Annotated in this window: 20 protein-coding genes and 10 tRNA genes; 25 read left to right on the top strand and 5 right to left on the bottom strand. The window is 41.6% G+C overall.

Annotation, left to right across the window (positions count from 1 at the left end; all coding sequences use genetic code 11):
* Nucleotides 1–157: thiamine pyrophosphate-binding protein (locus AACW90_RS22630; RefSeq protein ID WP_390239273.1), on the bottom strand; the 157-nt coding region annotated here is incomplete at its 3' end.
* A gap of 363 nt (nucleotides 158–520) precedes the next feature.
* Here AACW90_RS22630 and metK point away from each other — a divergent pair.
* From metK to ruvX, 7 genes are all read left to right on the top strand, one after another.
* Complete coding sequence (gene metK, locus AACW90_RS22625; RefSeq protein WP_390239267.1) at nucleotides 521–1678, top strand: methionine adenosyltransferase; 1158 nt, start codon at nucleotides 521–523, stop codon at nucleotides 1676–1678.
* 299 nt (nucleotides 1679–1977) lie between these two features.
* Complete coding sequence (locus AACW90_RS22620) at nucleotides 1978–2772, top strand: DUF2189 domain-containing protein (RefSeq protein ID WP_390239264.1); 795 nt, start codon at nucleotides 1978–1980, stop codon at nucleotides 2770–2772.
* Between the two features lie 59 nt (nucleotides 2773–2831).
* Complete coding sequence (locus AACW90_RS22615) at nucleotides 2832–3332, top strand: SprT family zinc-dependent metalloprotease (RefSeq protein ID WP_390239261.1); 501 nt, start codon at nucleotides 2832–2834, stop codon at nucleotides 3330–3332.
* Between the two features lie 118 nt (nucleotides 3333–3450).
* Nucleotides 3451–4182, top strand: coding sequence for a 16S rRNA (uracil(1498)-N(3))-methyltransferase (gene rsmE / locus AACW90_RS22610; protein ID WP_390239258.1), 732 nt, complete (start codon nucleotides 3451–3453; stop codon nucleotides 4180–4182).
* Between the two features lie 34 nt (nucleotides 4183–4216).
* Nucleotides 4217–5164, top strand: a complete 948-nt coding sequence (gshB, locus tag AACW90_RS22605; RefSeq protein ID WP_390239255.1) for a glutathione synthase — start codon at nucleotides 4217–4219, stop codon at nucleotides 5162–5164.
* A gap of 18 nt (nucleotides 5165–5182) precedes the next feature.
* Nucleotides 5183–5746 (top strand): YqgE/AlgH family protein, encoded by a 564-nt coding sequence (locus AACW90_RS22600; protein WP_275135508.1) that lies wholly within the window; start codon nucleotides 5183–5185, stop codon nucleotides 5744–5746.
* Nucleotides 5747–5807: 61 nt separating this feature from the next.
* A complete protein-coding gene (gene ruvX / locus AACW90_RS22595; RefSeq protein WP_390239250.1) occupies nucleotides 5808–6239 on the top strand; it encodes a Holliday junction resolvase RuvX in 432 nt (143 codons plus the stop codon).
* A 49-nt stretch (nucleotides 6240–6288) separates the two neighbouring features.
* Here ruvX and AACW90_RS22590 read toward each other — a convergent pair whose 3' ends face one another.
* Nucleotides 6289–7410: a PilT/PilU family type 4a pilus ATPase gene (locus AACW90_RS22590; RefSeq protein ID WP_390239248.1), complete on the bottom strand. Its 1122-nt coding sequence runs from the start codon at nucleotides 7408–7410 to the stop codon at nucleotides 6289–6291.
* Between the two features lie 4 nt (nucleotides 7411–7414).
* Nucleotides 7415–8458, bottom strand: coding sequence for a type IV pilus twitching motility protein PilT (locus AACW90_RS22585; RefSeq protein WP_390239245.1), 1044 nt, complete (start codon nucleotides 8456–8458; stop codon nucleotides 7415–7417).
* A gap of 24 nt (nucleotides 8459–8482) precedes the next feature.
* On the opposite strand from AACW90_RS22585, the gene AACW90_RS22580 reads away from it, so the two are divergent.
* The 6 genes from AACW90_RS22580 to hemW are packed head-to-tail and all read left to right on the top strand — an operon-like array spanning nucleotide 8483 to nucleotide 12736.
* Entirely contained in the window at nucleotides 8483–9193 is a 711-nt protein-coding gene (locus AACW90_RS22580) for a YggS family pyridoxal phosphate-dependent enzyme (protein ID WP_390239242.1), read from the top strand.
* 30 nt (nucleotides 9194–9223) lie between these two features.
* Nucleotides 9224–10042 carry a pyrroline-5-carboxylate reductase gene (gene proC / locus AACW90_RS22575; RefSeq protein WP_390239239.1) on the top strand — a complete coding sequence of 273 codons (819 nt, stop codon included), beginning with the start codon at nucleotides 9224–9226 and terminating at the stop codon, nucleotides 10040–10042.
* Between the two features lie 41 nt (nucleotides 10043–10083).
* Entirely contained in the window at nucleotides 10084–10638 is a 555-nt protein-coding gene (locus AACW90_RS22570) for a YggT family protein (RefSeq protein WP_275135502.1), read from the top strand.
* The gene (gene yggU, locus AACW90_RS22565) at nucleotides 10638–10925 is read left to right on the top strand and encodes a DUF167 family protein YggU (RefSeq protein WP_195702138.1); all 288 of its coding nucleotides are present in this window, start codon (nucleotides 10638–10640) and stop codon (nucleotides 10923–10925) included. The genes AACW90_RS22570 and yggU overlap by 1 nt, the downstream gene beginning before the upstream one ends.
* Before the next feature lie 38 nt (nucleotides 10926–10963).
* Nucleotides 10964–11563 carry an XTP/dITP diphosphatase gene (locus tag AACW90_RS22560; protein WP_390239235.1) on the top strand — a complete coding sequence of 200 codons (600 nt, stop codon included), beginning with the start codon at nucleotides 10964–10966 and terminating at the stop codon, nucleotides 11561–11563.
* 24 nt (nucleotides 11564–11587) lie between these two features.
* Entirely contained in the window at nucleotides 11588–12736 is a 1149-nt protein-coding gene (gene hemW / locus AACW90_RS22555) for a radical SAM family heme chaperone HemW (protein ID WP_390239270.1), read from the top strand.
* A gap of 72 nt (nucleotides 12737–12808) precedes the next feature.
* On the opposite strand, the gene trmB is transcribed toward hemW, so the two are convergent.
* On the bottom strand, nucleotides 12809–13528 hold the full coding sequence (trmB, locus tag AACW90_RS22550; protein WP_390239232.1) for a tRNA (guanosine(46)-N7)-methyltransferase TrmB: 720 nt from the start codon (nucleotides 13526–13528) through the stop codon (nucleotides 12809–12811).
* A 163-nt stretch (nucleotides 13529–13691) separates the two neighbouring features.
* On the opposite strand from trmB, the gene mutY reads away from it, so the two are divergent.
* The 12 genes from mutY to AACW90_RS22490 all read left to right on the top strand — a co-directional run bounded on the left by mutY (nucleotide 13692) and on the right by AACW90_RS22490 (nucleotide 17529).
* Nucleotides 13692–14747, top strand: a complete 1056-nt coding sequence (gene mutY / locus AACW90_RS22545) for an A/G-specific adenine glycosylase (protein ID WP_390239230.1) — start codon at nucleotides 13692–13694, stop codon at nucleotides 14745–14747.
* A 20-nt stretch (nucleotides 14748–14767) separates the two neighbouring features.
* A complete protein-coding gene (locus AACW90_RS22540) occupies nucleotides 14768–15040 on the top strand; it encodes an oxidative damage protection protein (RefSeq protein ID WP_275135497.1) in 273 nt (90 codons plus the stop codon).
* A gap of 54 nt (nucleotides 15041–15094) precedes the next feature.
* Complete coding sequence (mltC, locus tag AACW90_RS22535) at nucleotides 15095–16228, top strand: membrane-bound lytic murein transglycosylase MltC (protein WP_390239226.1); 1134 nt, start codon at nucleotides 15095–15097, stop codon at nucleotides 16226–16228.
* Between the two features lie 143 nt (nucleotides 16229–16371).
* Nucleotides 16372–16447: transfer RNA gene (locus AACW90_RS22530), tRNA-Phe, on the top strand.
* A 57-nt stretch (nucleotides 16448–16504) separates the two neighbouring features.
* Nucleotides 16505–16580, top strand: a tRNA-Thr gene (locus AACW90_RS22525).
* Nucleotides 16581–16587: 7 nt separating this feature from the next.
* Nucleotides 16588–16663: transfer RNA gene (locus AACW90_RS22520), tRNA-Phe, on the top strand.
* A 36-nt stretch (nucleotides 16664–16699) separates the two neighbouring features.
* A tRNA-Asn gene (locus AACW90_RS22515) sits at nucleotides 16700–16775 on the top strand.
* A gap of 258 nt (nucleotides 16776–17033) precedes the next feature.
* Nucleotides 17034–17109 (top strand) — tRNA-Phe (locus tag AACW90_RS22510).
* A gap of 49 nt (nucleotides 17110–17158) precedes the next feature.
* A tRNA-Thr gene (locus AACW90_RS22505) sits at nucleotides 17159–17234 on the top strand.
* Nucleotides 17235–17253: 19 nt separating this feature from the next.
* Nucleotides 17254–17329: transfer RNA gene (locus AACW90_RS22500), tRNA-Asn, on the top strand.
* A gap of 35 nt (nucleotides 17330–17364) precedes the next feature.
* Nucleotides 17365–17440 (top strand) — tRNA-Thr (locus tag AACW90_RS22495).
* A 13-nt stretch (nucleotides 17441–17453) separates the two neighbouring features.
* Nucleotides 17454–17529 (top strand) — tRNA-Asn (locus AACW90_RS22490).
* Nucleotides 17530–18576: 1047 nt separating this feature from the next.
* Here the strand turns inward: AACW90_RS22490 and AACW90_RS22485 are convergent.
* Nucleotides 18577–18682 (bottom strand) — tRNA-Asp (locus tag AACW90_RS22485).
* Nucleotides 18683–18832: the final 150 nt, after the last annotated feature.

Here is an 18832-nt window from a genome sequence, read left to right as displayed (position 1 = left end):
GGTTATGGTTTAGGTGACCACGCCAAAGTACTTCGGCGATATCAGCCATACCCATAGGTGCGCCAGGGTGACCTGAGTTGGCTTTTTGAACACCGTCCATGCTAAGGGCACGGATTGCATTTGCTAGCTCTTGCTGAGAAGGTAGTTGAGAAGGCATGTCTGCTCCTGAATAGATACACGAATTCATTGATTAAGGTGAACGCTAGTTAACCTAAGCATGGTTAATTAATAGCGGCGCTATATTCTCTCAGAGCGAAATTAGGACTGCAATCGATTTCCTCACCAATTATTAGCGAATATCTAGCACTTTTTGATGAAAATCATCTCATCTACTTATATTTGTATCCACGCACTCTATGATCCAGTTCAAAAAAAACTTGTATTTTTGGCTTCAAATACTAAAATAGCCGTCTAGATGTAAAAACGCCTACTTAAGCGTGTTTTTTGCACAATTCATTTTTTATTTTTTAGAGATGCTACATGGCATCTTTTTTAACGTTTTAATACGGAGCTGTCTACTATGGCTAAACATCTATTTACTTCTGAATCTGTTTCAGAAGGCCATCCAGATAAAATCGCAGACCAAATTTCAGATGCAGTTCTTGATGCCATCCTTGAGCAAGATCCAAAAGCACGTGTTGCTTGTGAAACCTATGTAAAAACTGGCATGGTCATGGTTGGTGGTGAAGTAACCACATCGGCATGGGTAGATATTGAAGAGATCACTCGTCAGACCGTTCGTGAAATTGGCTACGTTCACTCAGATATGGGCTTCGATGCGGATTCTTGTGCTGTACTTAATACCATTGGTAAGCAATCTCCAGATATAAACCAAGGTGTTGATAAAGCAGATCCAAAAGAGCAAGGTGCTGGCGACCAAGGCATCATGTTTGGTTATGCAACAAACGAAACCGCGGTATTAATGCCGGCACCAATTACCTATTCTCATCTTCTTGTTCAAAAACAAGCAGAGGTTCGTAAAAATGGGACGCTAAATTGGCTGCGCCCAGATGCTAAAAGCCAGGTCACTTTTCAATACGATCAAGGCAAGATTGTAGGTATTGATGCCGTTGTTCTTTCAACTCAACACAGCGATACTATTTCCACTCCGGATTTACGCGAAGCTGTCATGGAAGAGATTATCAAGCCAGTGCTCCCTTCTGAATGGCTAAATAAAGAGACTAGCTTCTTTATTAATCCAACAGGTCGTTTTGTTATTGGTGGCCCAATGGGTGACTGTGGTCTTACTGGTCGTAAGATTATTGTAGATACTTATGGTGGCGCAGCTCGTCACGGTGGCGGGGCATTTTCTGGCAAAGATCCATCAAAGGTGGATCGCAGTGCAGCTTACGCCGCTCGTTATGTTGCTAAAAATATTGTTGCGGCTGGTTTTGCAGATCGTTGTGAGATTCAGCTTTCTTACGCCATTGGTATTGCTGATCCAACGTCTATTATGGTCGAGACATTCGGAACTGAAAAAGTGTCTCACGACATGATTATCAAAGCTATTCGTCAGTTCTTCGATCTTCGTCCGTATGGCCTACAAGAGATGTTAAACCTTCTTCAGCCAATCTATAAGAAGACGGCCGCTTACGGTCACTTTGGTCGTGAAGAGTTCCCTTGGGAAGCGACAGATAAAATTGAAATTTTGCGCGATTTTGCTGGGCTAAAGTATTAACGTTTCTTCTGTTCAAAAACCGCTTAAAATATAAAATGAAGCCCTCATATTTGAGGGCTTCATTATTTTCTCCCTAATATTCATTCGTTTAACACTCCACTTTCCTCTCTCCAAAATTGAACTAGACTTAACCTAGATGAAAATAATACTGAGTTGCAATCTCATTATCGAATGTACCTTTGTTACTACGTTTTCATCCCTTCAATTTTTGTAAATAGAGGTTCATCGCCGTTAGATTTAATGAACCTCTATTTGTTGGAATTGGTCATCAAGTTGTTAATCTCTTCTAGGGAGGCCACATGGCTACAATTGTGCCAGATAAACTACATAAAAAAGAATCTAAACAACATCATGTTCCTGATCATGACTACGCGCGAACAATTGCTTGCAATAAGATCGATGCTTCCGCGCCCTTTCGGTGGGTGAGATTGGGCATTAAGGATTTTTTCCTACTACCAACCATCAGTCTTTTTTATGGGCTTTGCTTTATGGCCGCCGCGATCGCGGTAGTTCAATTAACTCAGTGGCAAGGATCACACCTTATTGTGTTACCTAGTCTTATCGTATTTATGCTAATAGGTCCATTTTTAGCGCTTGGACTGTATGACGCGAGTTGGCAGCGTGAGAAAGGTCATCAAGCTAATCTTCTTAAATCTATAAAAGCGATTAATAGAAACTCTACCTCTCAATGGGCATTCGCGGTATTGCTCACTGTTACTCTCATTTTTTGGATGAGAATTGCCGCTCTTGTGCATGTTTTTTACCCACAAGTTGAAAGCGCACCGTTAGCTGACTTCATTCCTTTTCTTCTTACTAACGCCGTTATCGGGTTAGTGGTTGCTGGGTTAATTTTCAGCATCTCTGCTTTCTCTATCCCGTTAATGATGGAAAGGCGCGTAGATATGATGACTGCCGTATTTACAAGCTTTAATGCTGTAAAAGAAAACCTATCGGCGATGATTGTCTGGGCGATAATGATCTGTGTTGGTACCCTAATTGGCTTTGCGACCTACGGTGTCGGAATGCTAGCGGTCATTCCAATACTTGGGTATGGTACATGGCATGCTTATCGCGAAACCATAGTAAGAAAATAGAATTCACCTTATAATCAGCGCCTCAGATAATACTGAGGCGTTTTTTTTAGGAGTTTTCTTTGGGCAATATAGAACTTACTTATCAAGCACAAAAGGCATTGTGTCATCATGTTGCCACAGCAAATCAATATTTTGGTCAATCATTTCCGATCCCTGACATCAACTTTAAACTAAGAGGAAAGACCGCTGGCAAGGCTTATCTACAAAACTGGGAAATTCGTCTTAATCCGATTCTTTTTAATGAAAATAGAGAGCAATTCTTACAAGAGGTCATCCCACACGAATTAGCACACTTAATCACTTTCCAGCGATTTGGCCGTGTAAAGCCTCACGGGAAAGAGTGGAAGATGATGATGGAATGTGTTTTTCTATTGCGTGCAAAAACCACACACAACTTTGAAATCACGTCGGTTCAAGGAAAGACATTTGAATATCAATGTCAATGCAACTGCTACCCACTAACTATTCGTCGCCACAACAAGGTACAAAATGGCAACGCACAATACAGTTGCAAAGAGTGCAAACAAAAACTCGTTTACACAGGCAGTCAATTAACCTAGCTAGGTTATTAGAGCAAACTGGAATAACTTAGGATAAACAACCTAACGTAATACCCTTGTTTTTTCATCAAAATGCATCCATGTTATCAACAGAAAATAAACCTCAGGACCACCAGCAATGCGAGTACCTAGAATTTACCATCCAGAAATCATAGACAATCTTGGCATTATCTCTTTAGGTGAAGATGCAGCTGGCCATGTTGGTCGCGTACTAAGAATGAAACCAGGCCAAGAGGTACTATTATTTGATGGTACAGACGCACAGTTTCCTGCAACCATTACAGAAGTCACGAAAAAGTCGGTTCTTGTAGAAGCCCTGGCAAGAGTGGAATGCAGTATTGAGTCACCGTTGGATATTCATCTGGGTCAGGTTGTTTCCCGTGGCGACAAGATGGAATTCACAATCCAGAAATCTGTCGAGCTCGGTGTTAATACAATCACTCCGCTAATCTCCGAAAGATGCGGTGTAAAATTGGATACCAAAAGGTTTGAGAAAAAACTGTATCAATGGCAAAAGATAGCAATAGCAGCGTGTGAACAGAGCGGAAGAAATCGAGTTCCCACAATTAGACCTATCATGCAATTAGAAGAGTGGTGTGGAGAAGAAGACAATGCGCTTAAATTAAACCTTCACCCTAGGGCCAAATACTCTATCAACACACTACCTGAACCTGTTAAAAAAGTAAGATTACTCATTGGTCCCGAAGGCGGTTTGTCCGCAGAAGAAATCGCCATGACGGAATCATATAAATTTGAAGAAACGCTGTTAGGCCCACGAGTATTAAGAACAGAAACGGCTGCGCTAACGGCAATTACCGCATTACAGGTCCGCTTCGGTGATCTTGGCTAATCTACCTAGGCGACCCTAAACAGAGGAGAACACAATGATTAAATTAGGCATAGTAATGGACCCAATTTCGTCCATTAATATTAAAAAAGATTCTAGCTTTGCCATGATGATTGAGGCACAGAAACGCGGCTACGAAATTCACTATATGGAGATGAACGATCTTCACTTAGAACAAGGTGTCGCGATTGCAGATACCAAAATAGTCACGTTAAAAGAAGATCCTAATTCATGGTTTGAATTCAGATCAGAGCAAACCATCGAACTTTCTGAATTAGATGCTGTTTTAATGCGTAAAGATCCCCCTTTTGATACCGAATATATCTATGCGACGTACATTTTAGAGCGCGCTGAAGAAAACGGTGCTTTAATTGTTAATAAGCCACAAAGCTTACGTGATTGTAATGAAAAACTGTTTACCGCTTGGTTCCCTGATCTCACACCAACGACAATAGTGACTCGTAAGGCCAATAAAATTAAAGCTTTTCAAGAAGAGCACGGCGATATTATTTTAAAACCATTGGATGGAATGGGTGGAGCGTCAATATTTCGTGTTAAGAAAGGCGATCCGAATGTCTCAGTCATTATCGAAACCCTAACCAATCATGGGCAAAATTATGCCATGGCTCAGACATTTGTTCCGGATATCAGCAATGGTGACAAACGTATTCTAGTGGTCGACGGTGAACCGATGCCATACTGTTTAGCTCGTATCCCAGCAGAAGGAGAGACACGTGGTAACCTTGCTGCAGGTGGCCGAGGCGAAGCAAGACCATTGAGTGAGACAGACAGAAGAATAGCAATGGCTGTCGCTCCGACACTGAAAGAGAAAGGATTAATATTCGTCGGTCTTGATGTTATCGGTGACAGATTGACGGAGATAAATGTCACCAGCCCAACGTGTATTAAAGAAATAGAAGCCGCATTCGATGTGTCAATTACAGGCAAGTTGATGGATGCAATAGAGCGTCGAGTAAATAAATGATCGGGTAATGGAGTCTATATGAATTTAGCTAACCACTTTTTAGTTGCTATGCCTAACATGCAAGATCCGCTTTTTCATCGCTCAGTGATTTATATTTGCGAACATAGTAAAGATGGTGCAATGGGGATTGTGGTCAATGCTCCTATCAACATTACAGTAGGCGGAATGTTGAAAAAAGTAGATGTAGACTCTGTTCACCCACAGATTCATAAAGAGAGCTTGGAAGCCTCAGTGCTTAACGGAGGCCCCGTATCGGAAGATCGAGGTTTCATTCTTCATGAACCGAAAGATCAATACCTTTCTAGTATTCAAATGACCGATCGCCTTAGTGTCACCACCTCCAAAGATATATTGAGCGTATTAGGGACAGAAGCAGAACCTAACAACTATATTGTTGCTCTTGGTTATTCCGGTTGGACAGCAGGACAGCTAGAAAATGAATTAGCGGAAAACTCCTGGTTAACCGTAGAGGCTGATCCAATGGTGATATTTGAAACACCGGTACAGGAAAGATGGGAAAAAGCAGTGCAAATGCTAGGCGTTGAGCCAAGTCAGTTGTCGGCAGATACAGGGCATGCTTAAACATCGGTTAAAAACCTATCATTCGATAGAAGCAATACATTTCAATAACTAAGAGTACAAAATGAGTTCAAATTCTAAAACCATTATTGCATTCGATTTTGGTACAAAAAGTATCGGTAGCGCCGTTGGGCAAGAGATAACGGGTACAGCAACACCATTAAAAGCGTTTAAGGCTAACGACGGCATTCCAAATTGGGGGGATATTGAAAAAATGCTTAAAGAGTGGCAACCCGATCTAATTGTTGTTGGTCTCCCTACTGATCTACACGGTAAAGAACTAGAAACCATATCCCCAAAAGCAAAAAAGTTTGCTAATCGACTACATGGACGGTTTGGTTTTGCAGTAAAATTGCATGATGAGCGTCTTTCAACAGCAGAAGCGAGAGCTGATCTATTCGAGATGGGTGGTTATAAAGCACTGAGTAAAGGTAATATAGACTGTCAATCAGCGGTAGTTATCCTGGAAAGTTGGTTTGAATCTCAGTGGAGTTAACGAAAATAGGTGTCGTAATAACACCTATTTTTGCCAGTTCGAGTGTTAACTACCCCATATCCACCTTTACACCAGTCAATGCACTGCTGTCGAGTTCACCCCTATTTATCTTCATCATTAGTCGCAGATCATTTGCAGAATCAGCATTATGTAGCGCATCAACTTCTGTGATTTTTCCTTCTACCACAAGTTGGTAAAGCGACTGGTCAAATGTCCTCATACCTGATTCTACTGATTTAACCATTGTTGGTTTCAGTTCATGAAGATCACCGCGTCGAATAAGATCGGAAACTCTTGGTGTATTAAGTAATACCTCAAAAACACCATGTCGGCCTTGCCCATGTTTATCTATAATCAACTGCTGGCCAATTATGCCCTTCAAGTTGCTCGATAGGTCAAATAAAAACTGTTCTTTATGGTCTTTAGGAACCAGATTAAGAATACGTTCTAACGCTTGATTCGCATTGTTTGCGTGCAATGTCGCCATGCATAGATGCCCTGTTTCGGCAAATGTCATGGCAAATTCCATCGTTTCACGACTACGAATCTCACCAATTAAGATCATATCTGGTGCCTGGCGAAGTGAATTTTTCAATGCCACTTCATAGCTTTCAGTATCAACGCCAACTTCCCTTTGCGTAACAATACATTGGTCATGTTCATGAACAAATTCAATTGGGTCTTCCACTGTCAATATATGACCGCTTCTGTTCTGATTTCGATATCCGGTCATTGCAGCCATGGTGGTCGATTTTCCTGAACCAGTAGAACCGACAATCAAAACGAGTCCTCTTTTGGCAATCGAAAGCTCTTTCATTATCTCTGGGAGCATCAATTCATCAAAGGTAGGGATTTCTGTCTCGATTCTTCTTATCACAGCACCAGGCAGCTCTCGTTGAAAAAAAGCACTCACACGATATCGGCCACTGTTGCGTACTACCGCAAAGTTCGCTTCTTTCGTTCGATTAAATTCCGATTTTTTTTCACTATCCATAAGAGCGTTGAGCAAAAAAGAGACGCTCTCTTTGTTCAGTTTTTCTCCGATGGCACGCAACTGCCCATCAATACGCAGCAGGCAAGGTGAATCGACCGTAATATATATATCTGACGCTTTATTAACGCTCATCTCATGCAGAAGAGTATTGATATCAACGGCCTTGTTAAAATCCATTGGTTTATGACCCAAACGACATCGCCTCCATCTCAATTTTCTTGTTTACTTCATCAATGTCGACAATGTTCTTCGCCACCAGTTGCTTCGCACTCTGTTCCATTGTTCTCATGCCAACGGAAGAGCTCGTTTGAATAATGGAATACATTTGAGCAACTTTATCTTCACGGATAAGATTTCGGATTGCGGGTGTGCCCATCATAATTTCGTGACATGCCACTCGGCCACCACCAATTTTTTTCAATAATTTTTGTGCAATAACGGTCTTAAGAGATTCAGACAACATTGACCGAACCATCGATTTTTCACTTCCTGGGAAAACATCAATAATACGATCAATCGTTTTTGCCGCTGAGCTTGTATGCAGAGTACCAAATACCAAATGACCCGTTTCCGCAGCCGTCAACGCTAAACTAATGGTTTCTTGGTCCCTCAATTCACCAACAAGAATGACGTCTGGATCTTCACGCAGTGCCGACCTTAGCGCCGCCTTGAAGCTATGGGTGTCTTTATGCACCTCACGTTGATTAATCAAACACTTAATATTTGAATGCACAAATTCAATTGGATCTTCGATGGTTAATATATGCTTATTAAAGTTACGATTGATATGATTAACCATTGCCGCTAACGTTGTTGACTTCCCAGAACCCGTTGGGCCAGTAACCAATACCAAGCCTTTTTCCATTTCGGAAATTTCACTAAATATACTTGGTGCATCTAACTCTTCTAGCGTGGGGATATCCATTGGGATGGTGCGCAAAACAGCTGAACACCCACGTCTTTGATTAAAAGCATTGATGCGGAATCGGCCTATTTGTGGAATTTCATACGAAAAATCGACTTCAAGCTTCTCTTCAAATTCACTTCTTTGTGCATCCGTCATTATTTCAAATAACAGGTGATGCACCTCAGAATGACTTAAAGGAGGAATACCTAGCTTCCTAACATCGCCATCAATGCGTATCATGGGGGCAACACCAGCAGAAAGATGTAGATCTGAGGCATTATGTTTTACACTAAAATCTAATAGCTCAGTGATATCCATTTAAATTCCTTAATAAAGTCAATTATGTATAGTATTCAACAAAATATTGAACAGGTCACTAAACAGATGCGCACTGCCGAACATAAGTGTGGTCGAGAACCAAGTTCCGTGCAACTTTTGGCCGTGAGTAAGACCAAACCCATAGAAGCCATAGAAGCAGCGATCGAGGCCGGACAAAAAGCATTCGGTGAAAACTACGTCCAAGAAGGTGTCGAAAAGGCACAGTATTTTACTAAAAACTTTAACAATGCAGGGTTAGAGTGGCACTTCATTGGTCCAATCCAATCCAATAAAACCAAACCTATTGCCGAAAACTTCCAATGGATTCACTCTATCGATAGAGGCAAAATTGCTCAACGCTTAAACGACCAGAGACCTAAAGAATTACCACCTTTACAAGTGTTAATTCAAGTAAACACAAGTGGGGAGGAATCTAAGTCAGGTATTGATGAAGCCGAAGTTTTTTTATTAGCTGAGTTGATTTATTCCCTTCCTAACCTCACTTTAAGAGGATTGATGTCTATTCCAGCGAATGTAGCCAACTATGAGTCTCAGTTGAACGCTTTTACTCAATTGGCCGTTATTCAACAGAAACTCGCTGATAAATACGCAGAAATAGATACACTATCTATGGGCATGAGTGGTGATATGGAAGCCGCGGTTCAAGCTGGAAGCACAATGGTACGTATTGGCACCGCTATTTTTGGTGCTAGAGATTACCCTACTACATCTTAATTTGTTGTTAATTACGGAAGAGGTCAGTCAATGGAAAACAGAAAAGTCGCCTTTATTGGAGCTGGTAATATGGCTCGCTCAATTATTGCAGGGCTTACATCAAGTGGATATGACTCAAGCAACATTACAGCCACAGACCCAAATAAGGAACAGCGCGATTTATTGACAACTCTGTATGATATTAATACCACAGGGGACAACGCAGAAGCGGCCAACAGTGCTGATGTTATTGTGCTAGCGGTAAAACCTCAGATTATGGAATTAGTTTGCGGTGGATTAACCACTGTCGATTTATCAAATAAACTGGTTATCTCTATAGCCGCTGGCATTTCTGCAACGAGATTAAATACGTTTTTAGAAACTGAAGTTAATCTCGTTCGAGTCATGCCTAATACGCCAGCATTAGTAAGTAAAGGGATGAGCGGCCTTTATGCCACACCATTGGTTAGTGACGCTGATAAAACATTCGCCAGCCAACTTATGCAGGCCGTAGGCAAAGTATGTTGGGTTAACGAAGAATCTGGTATTAATAATGTCATTGCCGCAGCTGGAAGCGCTCCTGCCTATTTTTTCCTGTTTATGGAAGCAATGCAAAATGAAGCGATAGCTCAAGGCTTTGACAAAGAGACCGCAAGGTTACTTATCCAACAGTCTGCCCTTGGCGCAGCTGAAATGGTCATTGCAAATGCCGATATCGATATTTCTACATTAAGAGAACAGGTTACCTCAAAAGGTGGTACAACAGCCGAGGCCTTACGCACTTTTAATGAACACCAACTTACGGAGATTGTGGCCAAAGCAATGCAAGCCGCCGTTTATAGAGCAGAAGAGATGGAAAAGCTCTTCTAATTACCAATTAACCAGTTTAGTTTTAACCTTAAGGGTCCACAATGAATTCAATGAACTTTCTTATTTCCACCGTGTTTGATCTCTATATCATGGTGGTATTATTGAGGATATGGTTACAAGTGGCTCGCGCCGATTTCTACAACCCTTTTTCTCAATTTATAATTAAGGCCACTCAACCGATTGTCGGCCCGCTTCGCCGAATCATTCCGTCTGTAGGTAGCTTAGATTTATCCACCGTACTGTTTGCTTATTTACTGTGTGTAATAAAATTTGTTGCCTTGATTCTAGTTGCAAATGGGACGCTCGTCTTTAGTGTCGATTTCTTAATATATGGTTTCTTATCGCTATTAAAAGCCGCCGGCGGTTTATTGTTTTGGGTACTCCTGCTAAGGGCGATATTGAGCTGGGTAAGTCAAGGTCGCAGCCCAATCGAATTTGTATTCCATCAATTAACAGATCCATTACTCGCACCAATTCGTCGAATCATTCCAGCGATGGGCGGTTTTGATTTAAGTGTGTTGGTATTATTTATAGGGCTTCAATTCGCTAACTTCCTGATGAGCGACCTTATTGGACCTATTTGGTTACAGCTATAATGTCAGCAATCACACAAGATCTCGATGATCTTGTTCTTAAGCTCTATATCCAACCAAAGGCCAGCAGGGACAAAATTGTTGGCCTGCATGGAGAAGAGCTTAAAATTGCAATTACAGCACCACCAGTGGACGGAAAAGCTAACGCCCATTTGACCAAGTTTTTATCTAAGCAGTTTAAAACTGCAAAAGGTGACATTAAGATAGAAAAAGGTGAATTAGGCAGGCACAAGCAAATAAGAGTAAGCTCTCCTTCCCATATCCCAGATATCATTAAAGCTCTCTTGTGAGAGCTTTTTAAATTCAATTGATTACGAAGTACACATCTATGACAAAGAAAATAGTATTGGCAACAGGAAACCAAGGCAAAGTAAAAGAGATGGCAGACCTACTCTCTGATTTTGGTTTTGATGTATTTGCTCAAAGTAATTTTAATGTTTCAGAAGTAGCAGAGACAGGAACTACTTTTATTGAGAACGCCATAATAAAGGCTCGACATGCTGCCAAAGAAACAGGCTTACCTGCTATTGCCGACGACTCTGGCCTTGAAGTCGACAGTTTATCGGGTGCTCCAGGTATCTATTCTGCACGTTATTCTGGTAAAAATGCGACAGATAAACAGAATTTAGATAAGTTGCTAGCCGACATGGTTGATGTTCCTGAAGGTGAAAGAACGGCACGCTTTCACTGTGTATTAGTATTAATGAAACACGAAGATGACCCGACTCCCATTGTTTGCCACGGGAAGTGGGAGGGCAGAATTCTGACGAAACCAAGCGGTGAAAATGGATTTGGATATGACCCTATTTTTTGGGTGCCCGAAACAAACTGTGCATCGGCTGAACTTGATTCCGTTCAGAAAAAACAGTTGTCGCACAGAGGCAAAGCTTTAAAGCAATTATTTGCCACATTAAGTAGTGAACAATAACCTATGTCTACACCGCTAAAACCGATGCTAACACCACCAAACCTCAGTCTTTATGTCCACATCCCATGGTGTGTTCAAAAGTGCCCCTATTGTGATTTCAATTCTCATGCGCTAAAAGCTAAGATCCCAGAAAAGCAATATATTGACGCTCTAATTGAAGATCTAGATACTGATATTTCACGTTATTCCATCGAACAAGACCATCGAGAGCTACACTCTATTTTTATCGGCGGTGGGACACCTAGTTTAATATCTCCTCAAGAAATTGGGCGACTGCTAAAAGAAATCGGTCACCGAATACCCTTCAAGGAAGATATTGAAATCACCATGGAAGCCAACCCTGGTACCATTGAAGCCAAGCGTTTTGAGCAATATCAAAAGGAGGGGGTAACTCGAATATCAATTGGCGTACAAAGCTTCGAGCAATCCAAGCTAAAAAGGCTAGGAAGGATACATGGTAAAGAAGAAGCAATCACCGCGGCAAAACTTGCTCACAAGATAGGTTTAACAAGCTTTAATTTGGACCTGATGCATGGTCTACCGGATCAAACGGTAAGCCAAGCTCTCACTGACCTCGAAAAAGCTATTGAGCTGAACCCTCCGCATCTTTCTTGGTATCAACTAACCATAGAACCAAACACGCTTTTCCACTCAAAGCCACCGGTATTACCGGATGATGATGCACTATGGGATATTTTCGATCTAGGTCATCAGAAACTCTTTGGCGCAGGTTACATTCAATACGAGATATCTGGTTATAGTAAACCGGGTTACCAGTGCCAGCACAACCTGAACTATTGGCGTTTTGGCGACTATTTAGGTATTGGTTGTGGCGCTCACGGTAAGCTCAGCTTCGCCGATGGAAAAATCATTAGAACAACCAAAGTAAAACACCCTAGAGGCTATTTAAACCTCATCAAACCCTATCTACAAAGTGAAGTAGAAGTGGAAAATGCCGATCGTCCATTTGAGTTCTTCATGAATCGTTTTAGGCTCGTCGAAGCGTGTCCAAAACAAGATTTCATTGAAACAACAGGACTAAGCATTGAAGTTATCCAACCTAAAATAGACTGGGCAGTGACTAAAGGGTACTTACAGGAAAGTGAATATACTTGGCAGGTAACAGAAAAAGGAAAACTGTTTTTAAATGACCTGTTAGAAGGATTTATGTAATAAAGGCTCACGGGTGTAAAGCTAAGGAATAAAACAAGCTCTTTAGCATTACACCTGACTCTCGGTAATCTCTTAACCTACATGTTTGTATTTAATGTCCCAAACCCCATGACCCAATCTATGACCACGCGCTTCAAACTTAGTTAATGGTCGCTCTTCTGGCCTAGGAATATAATCCCCATCAGACGCGATATTCTCGTAACCTGGCGCTTCGTTCATTACTTCAATCATATGCTCCGCATAGTTTTCCCAATCTGTTGCCATATGGAAAACACCTGATTCAACAACCAATTTTTGACGTACCATAGCGACAAAATCCAATTGAACAATGCGGCGTTTGTGGTGGCGTTTTTTATGCCAAGGGTCAGGGAAAAACAGTTGTAACGTAGTCAAACTGTTATCAGGAATCATATGAGCGAATACTTCAACCGCATCGTGGCACATCACTCTCAAGTTAGTCACACCGGCATCACTTGCCAAACTTAAACATGCACCGACACCAGGGCTATGTACTTCGATGCCAATAAAATTCTTTTCTGGCGCATTTTTAGCCATCTCTACCAATGACGCCCCCATACCAAAACCAATCTCTAATACAACCGGATTACCATTGCCAAAAACCGCCTGCCAATCTAGCAGCGTATCTTGATAATCGATACCCATTGTAGGCCAGCACTCTGTTAAAGCGGCTTCCTGACCTTTTGTTAGGCGCCCTTCACGACGTACAAAGCTACGTATTTTTCGTACTAACTTACCATCTTCAGTATATTCGTCTGTCGTTACTTCGCTCATCGGTTTTGCCTGTTCATTGTTCAATCAAAGCGTGGATTATCCAAAGTTTCATCCATGGTGCAAGGAATTTTCTTTAAAAAATACCCTTAATATATATGTGTTTTACACACATCCTTAATTGTGGTGCAATTTCGCTACAAATAAAAACAGAAAAGAGAATGTCGTGACTCCATTTGCAGGTGCTATATTAAATTGGTACGAATCCTTTGGCCGAAAAAGTTTACCATGGCAAAAAGATAAAACGCTTTATAAAGTTTGGTTGTCAGAAATTATGTTACAGCAAACTCAAGTCACTACTGTCATCTCTTATTTCGACCGCTTTTTAGAAAAGTTCCCAACCGTCGATGCCCTTGCTCGCGCTCATCAGGACGAAGTTCTTCACCTATGGACGGGCTTAGGCTACTACGCCAGAGCACGTAACCTGCACAAAGCCGCCAAAATGGTGGTCGAGCACCATAATGGAGAATTCCCACATGACGTAGAGCAGATGAACGCCCTTCCGGGAGTGGGACGATCTACCGCCGCTGCCATTTTATCTTCAGTCTTAAAACAGCCTCACGCAATACTTGATGGAAATGTTAAACGTACCTTATCCAGAGCATTTGCGATTGAAGGGTGGCCCGGAAAAAAAAGTGTCGAAAATCAACTCTGGGCGATAGCAGAAACACACACACCCCTTGTTGACGTGGACAGATACAATCAAGCAATGATGGACATGGGCGCGCTCGTTTGTACGCGAAGTAAACCTAAGTGCCCACTCTGCCCAATTAATGACCATTGCGAAGCCAAGAAACAAGAGCAACAGCTAGCGTTTCCAACCAAGAAGCCAAAAAAAGAAAAGCCGGTAAAAGAAACGTGGTTCGCTATTCTATATCACGACAATAAAGTATGGTTAGAACAAAGGCAGCAGACTGGAATCTGGGGAGGGTTGTACTGTTTTCCCGACAACAGTGATTCAGATTTGTCCCATCAACTAAATATTCGCTCGATTCATGATGACCATGTTGAGGCACACAAAACGTTGATAAGCTTTAGACATACTTTTAGCCACTACCATCTCGACATTACGCCAGTACTTATCAAATTAACCAAGCAACCTGATTTGATAATGGAAGGAACGAAAGGTCTCTGGTATAACATATCCCAACCAGAAGAGGTTGGTCTTGCTGCTCCTGTTAAGCAGTTGATACTAAGCCTTCCTTTTGAAGTGCATGTTTGAGAACCAACGAAGGAAAAATTATGAGTCGTACCGTATTTTGTGAACACCTGAAGAAAGAAGGTGAAGGGCTAGATTTTCAACTCTACCCTGGAGAGTTAGGCAAACGTATTTTTGACAATATTTCAAAACCAGCGTGGGCGCTATGGCAAAGTAAACAAACTATGCTGATCAATGAGAAAAAACTCAATATGATGGATCCTGAACATAGAAAGTTACTTGAAGAAGAAATGGTTAAATTTCTATTCGAAGGTCAAGATATTGTTATTGAGGGCTATACGCCACCAACTCAATAACTCACATTAGTCTAATAAGATGGCTTATCGCCATCTTTGTTGTTTATACATCATATGAAAATATTTATAGTTTCAATACTGTTGGTCGCTTTAGTTGGTTGTAGTCGTGAGTTTGTTGAAAACCATCTCTATAACATTGACTATCAACCTACCAATCGATTCGCAAAGAACTTAGCACAACTACCCGGCCAATTTCAGAAAGATAAGGGCGCCTTAGATGCCTTGATAGGCAATTTTTCCGGAAGTATTGAAAAACGCTGGGGTAGCCATGAAATTAGAATGGCTGGCAAAATAAATTACGTAAAATACATCGATAATTACCTAAGCCGATCTGAGGTGAATTTTTCTAATGGCACGATTGTCGTTGAAACAGTGTCGCCAACAGATCCCAAAAAACACTTAAAAAACGCAATTATCACTACGCTTTTAACACCTGATGACCCTGCAAGTGTAGACCTGTTTTCTTCGTCTAGTATCACGCTAGAGGGCCAACCGTTCCTTTACAAACAGGTCGTTGACCACGAGAATCAACCTATCCAATGGCGATGGCGTGCAAATAAATTTGCAGATTACCTGATCGCCACACAACTAAAAACCAAAAATGTTGATTTCAAAAAAGCCTTCTATGTCGAAATACCTATGGTAAAAGAGCACTATGAAGTGAGAAGTTACAAATACGCCAGTATTGTGCAAAAAGCGTCCAAAAAATATGATATCCCTGAAGACCTAATCTACGCAATTATTAAGACAGAAAGCAGCTTCAACCCGTACGCAGTCAGTTGGGCTAATGCTTATGGTCTGATGCAAGTTGTTCCCAAAACAGCAGGTGCCGACGTATTTAAACTGGTGAAGAAAAAACCAGGCATTCCTACCCCCGAATACTTATTTGATCCTGAAAAGAACATAGACACTGGTACGGCATATTTTTATATCTTAAAAAACCGCTACTTAAAAGACGTTAGTAACACTCTATCTTTAGAATACAGCATGATTTCTGCTTATAACGGTGGAACAGGTGGTGTATTGAATACATTTGATAGAGGTAGTAGAAGTCGCGCAATGACAAAATTGAATTCACTGCAACCCAATCAAGTTTATTGGGCACTGACTCAAAAACATGCAAATAGCGAGTCAAGAAAATACCTACAAAAAGTAACGAATTATAAAAAAGGCTTTAATGCAAACTAAGACTAGTGAGGCATTTAAGAGAGCAAATATTCAACGTAAAAGTTCAAATTGACTAAAATCGCGCCAAACAGTCACTTTTTTGCCATTTTTTTGCAAAAACAAGTTGACGATAGGCTCGAAAATCCGTTTAATAGCGCTCCGTTGCCCGGATAGCTCAGTCGGTAGAGCAGAGGATTGAAAATCCTCGTGTCGGTGGTTCGATTCCGCCTCCGGGCACCATAATAAACATTGGTGTCGGTAATAACGACTTCAACGTGAAAGCAAAAAATTAAGTGCGCCGACTTAGCTCAGTAGGTAGAGCAACTGACTTGTAATCAGTAGGTCACCAGTTCGATTCCGGTAGTCGGCACCATTTTTTTGCCTCGATAGCTCAGTCGGTAGAGCAGAGGATTGAAAATCCTCGTGTCGGTGGTTCGATTCCGCCTCGAGGCACCATATTATTGATATATTGTTTCTACAAAATATCATAATTCCCTTTTAGTTCAGTTGGTAGAACGCCGGACTGTTAATCCGTATGTCGCTGGTTCAAGTCCAGCAAAGGGAGCCACATTTAGAAAGCCATCTCGCAAGAGATGGCTTTTTTTTTACGCCATCACATGCCGCTATCAACGCCTTTTATACTTACTTACTTACTTTTTCATTAATAAATCATTCTTTTCAGAGCTCCTTTCTCTATACAAACAAGTGCTTTCAAGCCTACTAACTAGACTAAACAGCTCGTTAAGTATAAAAAATCATCAAACGCAATGTTTTTTGCTATTATCTATTGACCTTAACAGAGAAAAACCGTTTAATAGCGCCCGTTGCCCGGATAGCTCAGTCGGTAGAGCAGAGGATTGAAAATCCTCGTGTCGGTGGTTCGATTCCGCCTCCGGGCACCATATTTAAAATTGGTGTTCAATTGGACATCTATTTAAAAGAAAAATACGGGCCGACTTAGCTCAGTAGGTAGAGCAACTGACTTGTAATCAGTAGGTCACCAGTTCGATTCCGGTAGTCGGCACCATTTTTCTTAACGTTACAATTCCCTTTTAGTTCAGTTGGTAGAACGCCGGACTGTTAATCCGTATGTCGCTGGTTCAAGTCCAGCAAAGGGAGCCACATTTAAACACTATGCAGACGCTTAGTGTTACGGCGCCGACTTAGCTCAGTAGGTAGAGCAACTGACTTGTAATCAGTAGGTCACCAGTTCGATTCCGGTAGTCGGCACCATTATAGAATCTGTTCCCTTTTAGTTCAGTTGGTAGAACGCCGGACTGTTAATCCGTATGTCGCTGGTTCAAGTCCAGCAAAGGGAGCCACTTTCAAAAAGCCATGTCGAAAGACGTGGCTTTTTTTGATCTTGTTCATTCAGCACTCGTACAACTCATCAATTGCCTCCCAACTGGCTCGTTTCAAATTCAAATAATAAAACTTGTGAGTTCCCTTTCGTTATGTGCGCTTTAGCCATAATTAATGAAATTTCATCTTTAACAGGGCATGTCACACATGCTGCCTACAATAGAGTTCAACTCTTGCCAAACTCTATTCCTAACCAAAGTTGAAGCCATAGCGCCTGGAGACGCCCACAATGAAGATAAGCCATTCAACTAAGATACTTTTATGTCTATTGGTGTTCTCCTATACCAGAAGCCACTATAGATGCCATTTTTAACGTTCATCAGCGAATTACAGCTTATTGGAACCGTTATTTTGATGTTTTCTATGCATTTAATGAATTGCCTATACCTGACAAAAAAGATTAATGGGTCACGCCACATTACATTGCAAAAGGCCCCCTAGGGGCTTCCAAGCATCGTTAGATGAAATTTTACATTATGGGTCAACTTATAAGCTTAAGGCATTAGATGAGATTAGAGAGACTAGTAGCAACTTCGATGAATTAGTTAACATTTGAAAGCCCAAATTATTTTCGTTAATTGAGGCTGTTATTTACTAGCATGGCAGTCCATGGTGGCAAGCTGTTTTTTATATCAGAAAGCTAAGTTAATATAGATACCACTCCTTCAACCACTCAGGACTTCCCTGTACGCTCGACAATGCACCTCTTTGCCCACTGTTCCCCGCGCCATGACAATTATATTGTGGATTAGGTCATTTTCCTGATTCATTGCAAGAAGCCTCTGCATGCCTGCTGAGGCTTCTAAGTTTTTTTGTAAGAACTGGTGGAGTGGACGAGATTCGCTCTCTGTGTACAACCACGCGCGTCCCCCGGCGTGGCAGGTCGGCTTCTCTTAACAAAAAGAAAACCAACTGAACGACCAATCCACCGTGGTATTCTTTTCTTCTATAAACGCAAAAAAGCCTCAGCATTTCTGCTGAGGCTTCTAAACTTTTTTTGTAAGAACTGGCGGAGTGGACGGGCATTCGCTCTCTGTACACAATCACACGCGTCCCCCGGCGTGACAGGCCGGCTTCTCTTAACAAAAAGAAAACAAACAGAACGACCACTCCACCGTGGTATTCCTTTCTTCTATAAACGCAAAAAAGCCCCAGCATTTCTGCTGAGGCTTCTAAACTTTTTTTGTAAGAACTGGCGGAGTGGACGGGACTCGAACCCGCGACCCCCGGCGTGACAGGCCGGTATTCTAACCAACTGAACTA

The sequence above is a fragment of the Vibrio frigidus genome, assembly GCF_042465995.1.
Lineage (GTDB): Bacteria > Pseudomonadota > Gammaproteobacteria > Enterobacterales > Vibrionaceae > Vibrio.
The sequence above is the reverse complement of the archived record's forward strand: the minus strand, read 5'-3'. Positions and strand labels throughout refer to the sequence as shown.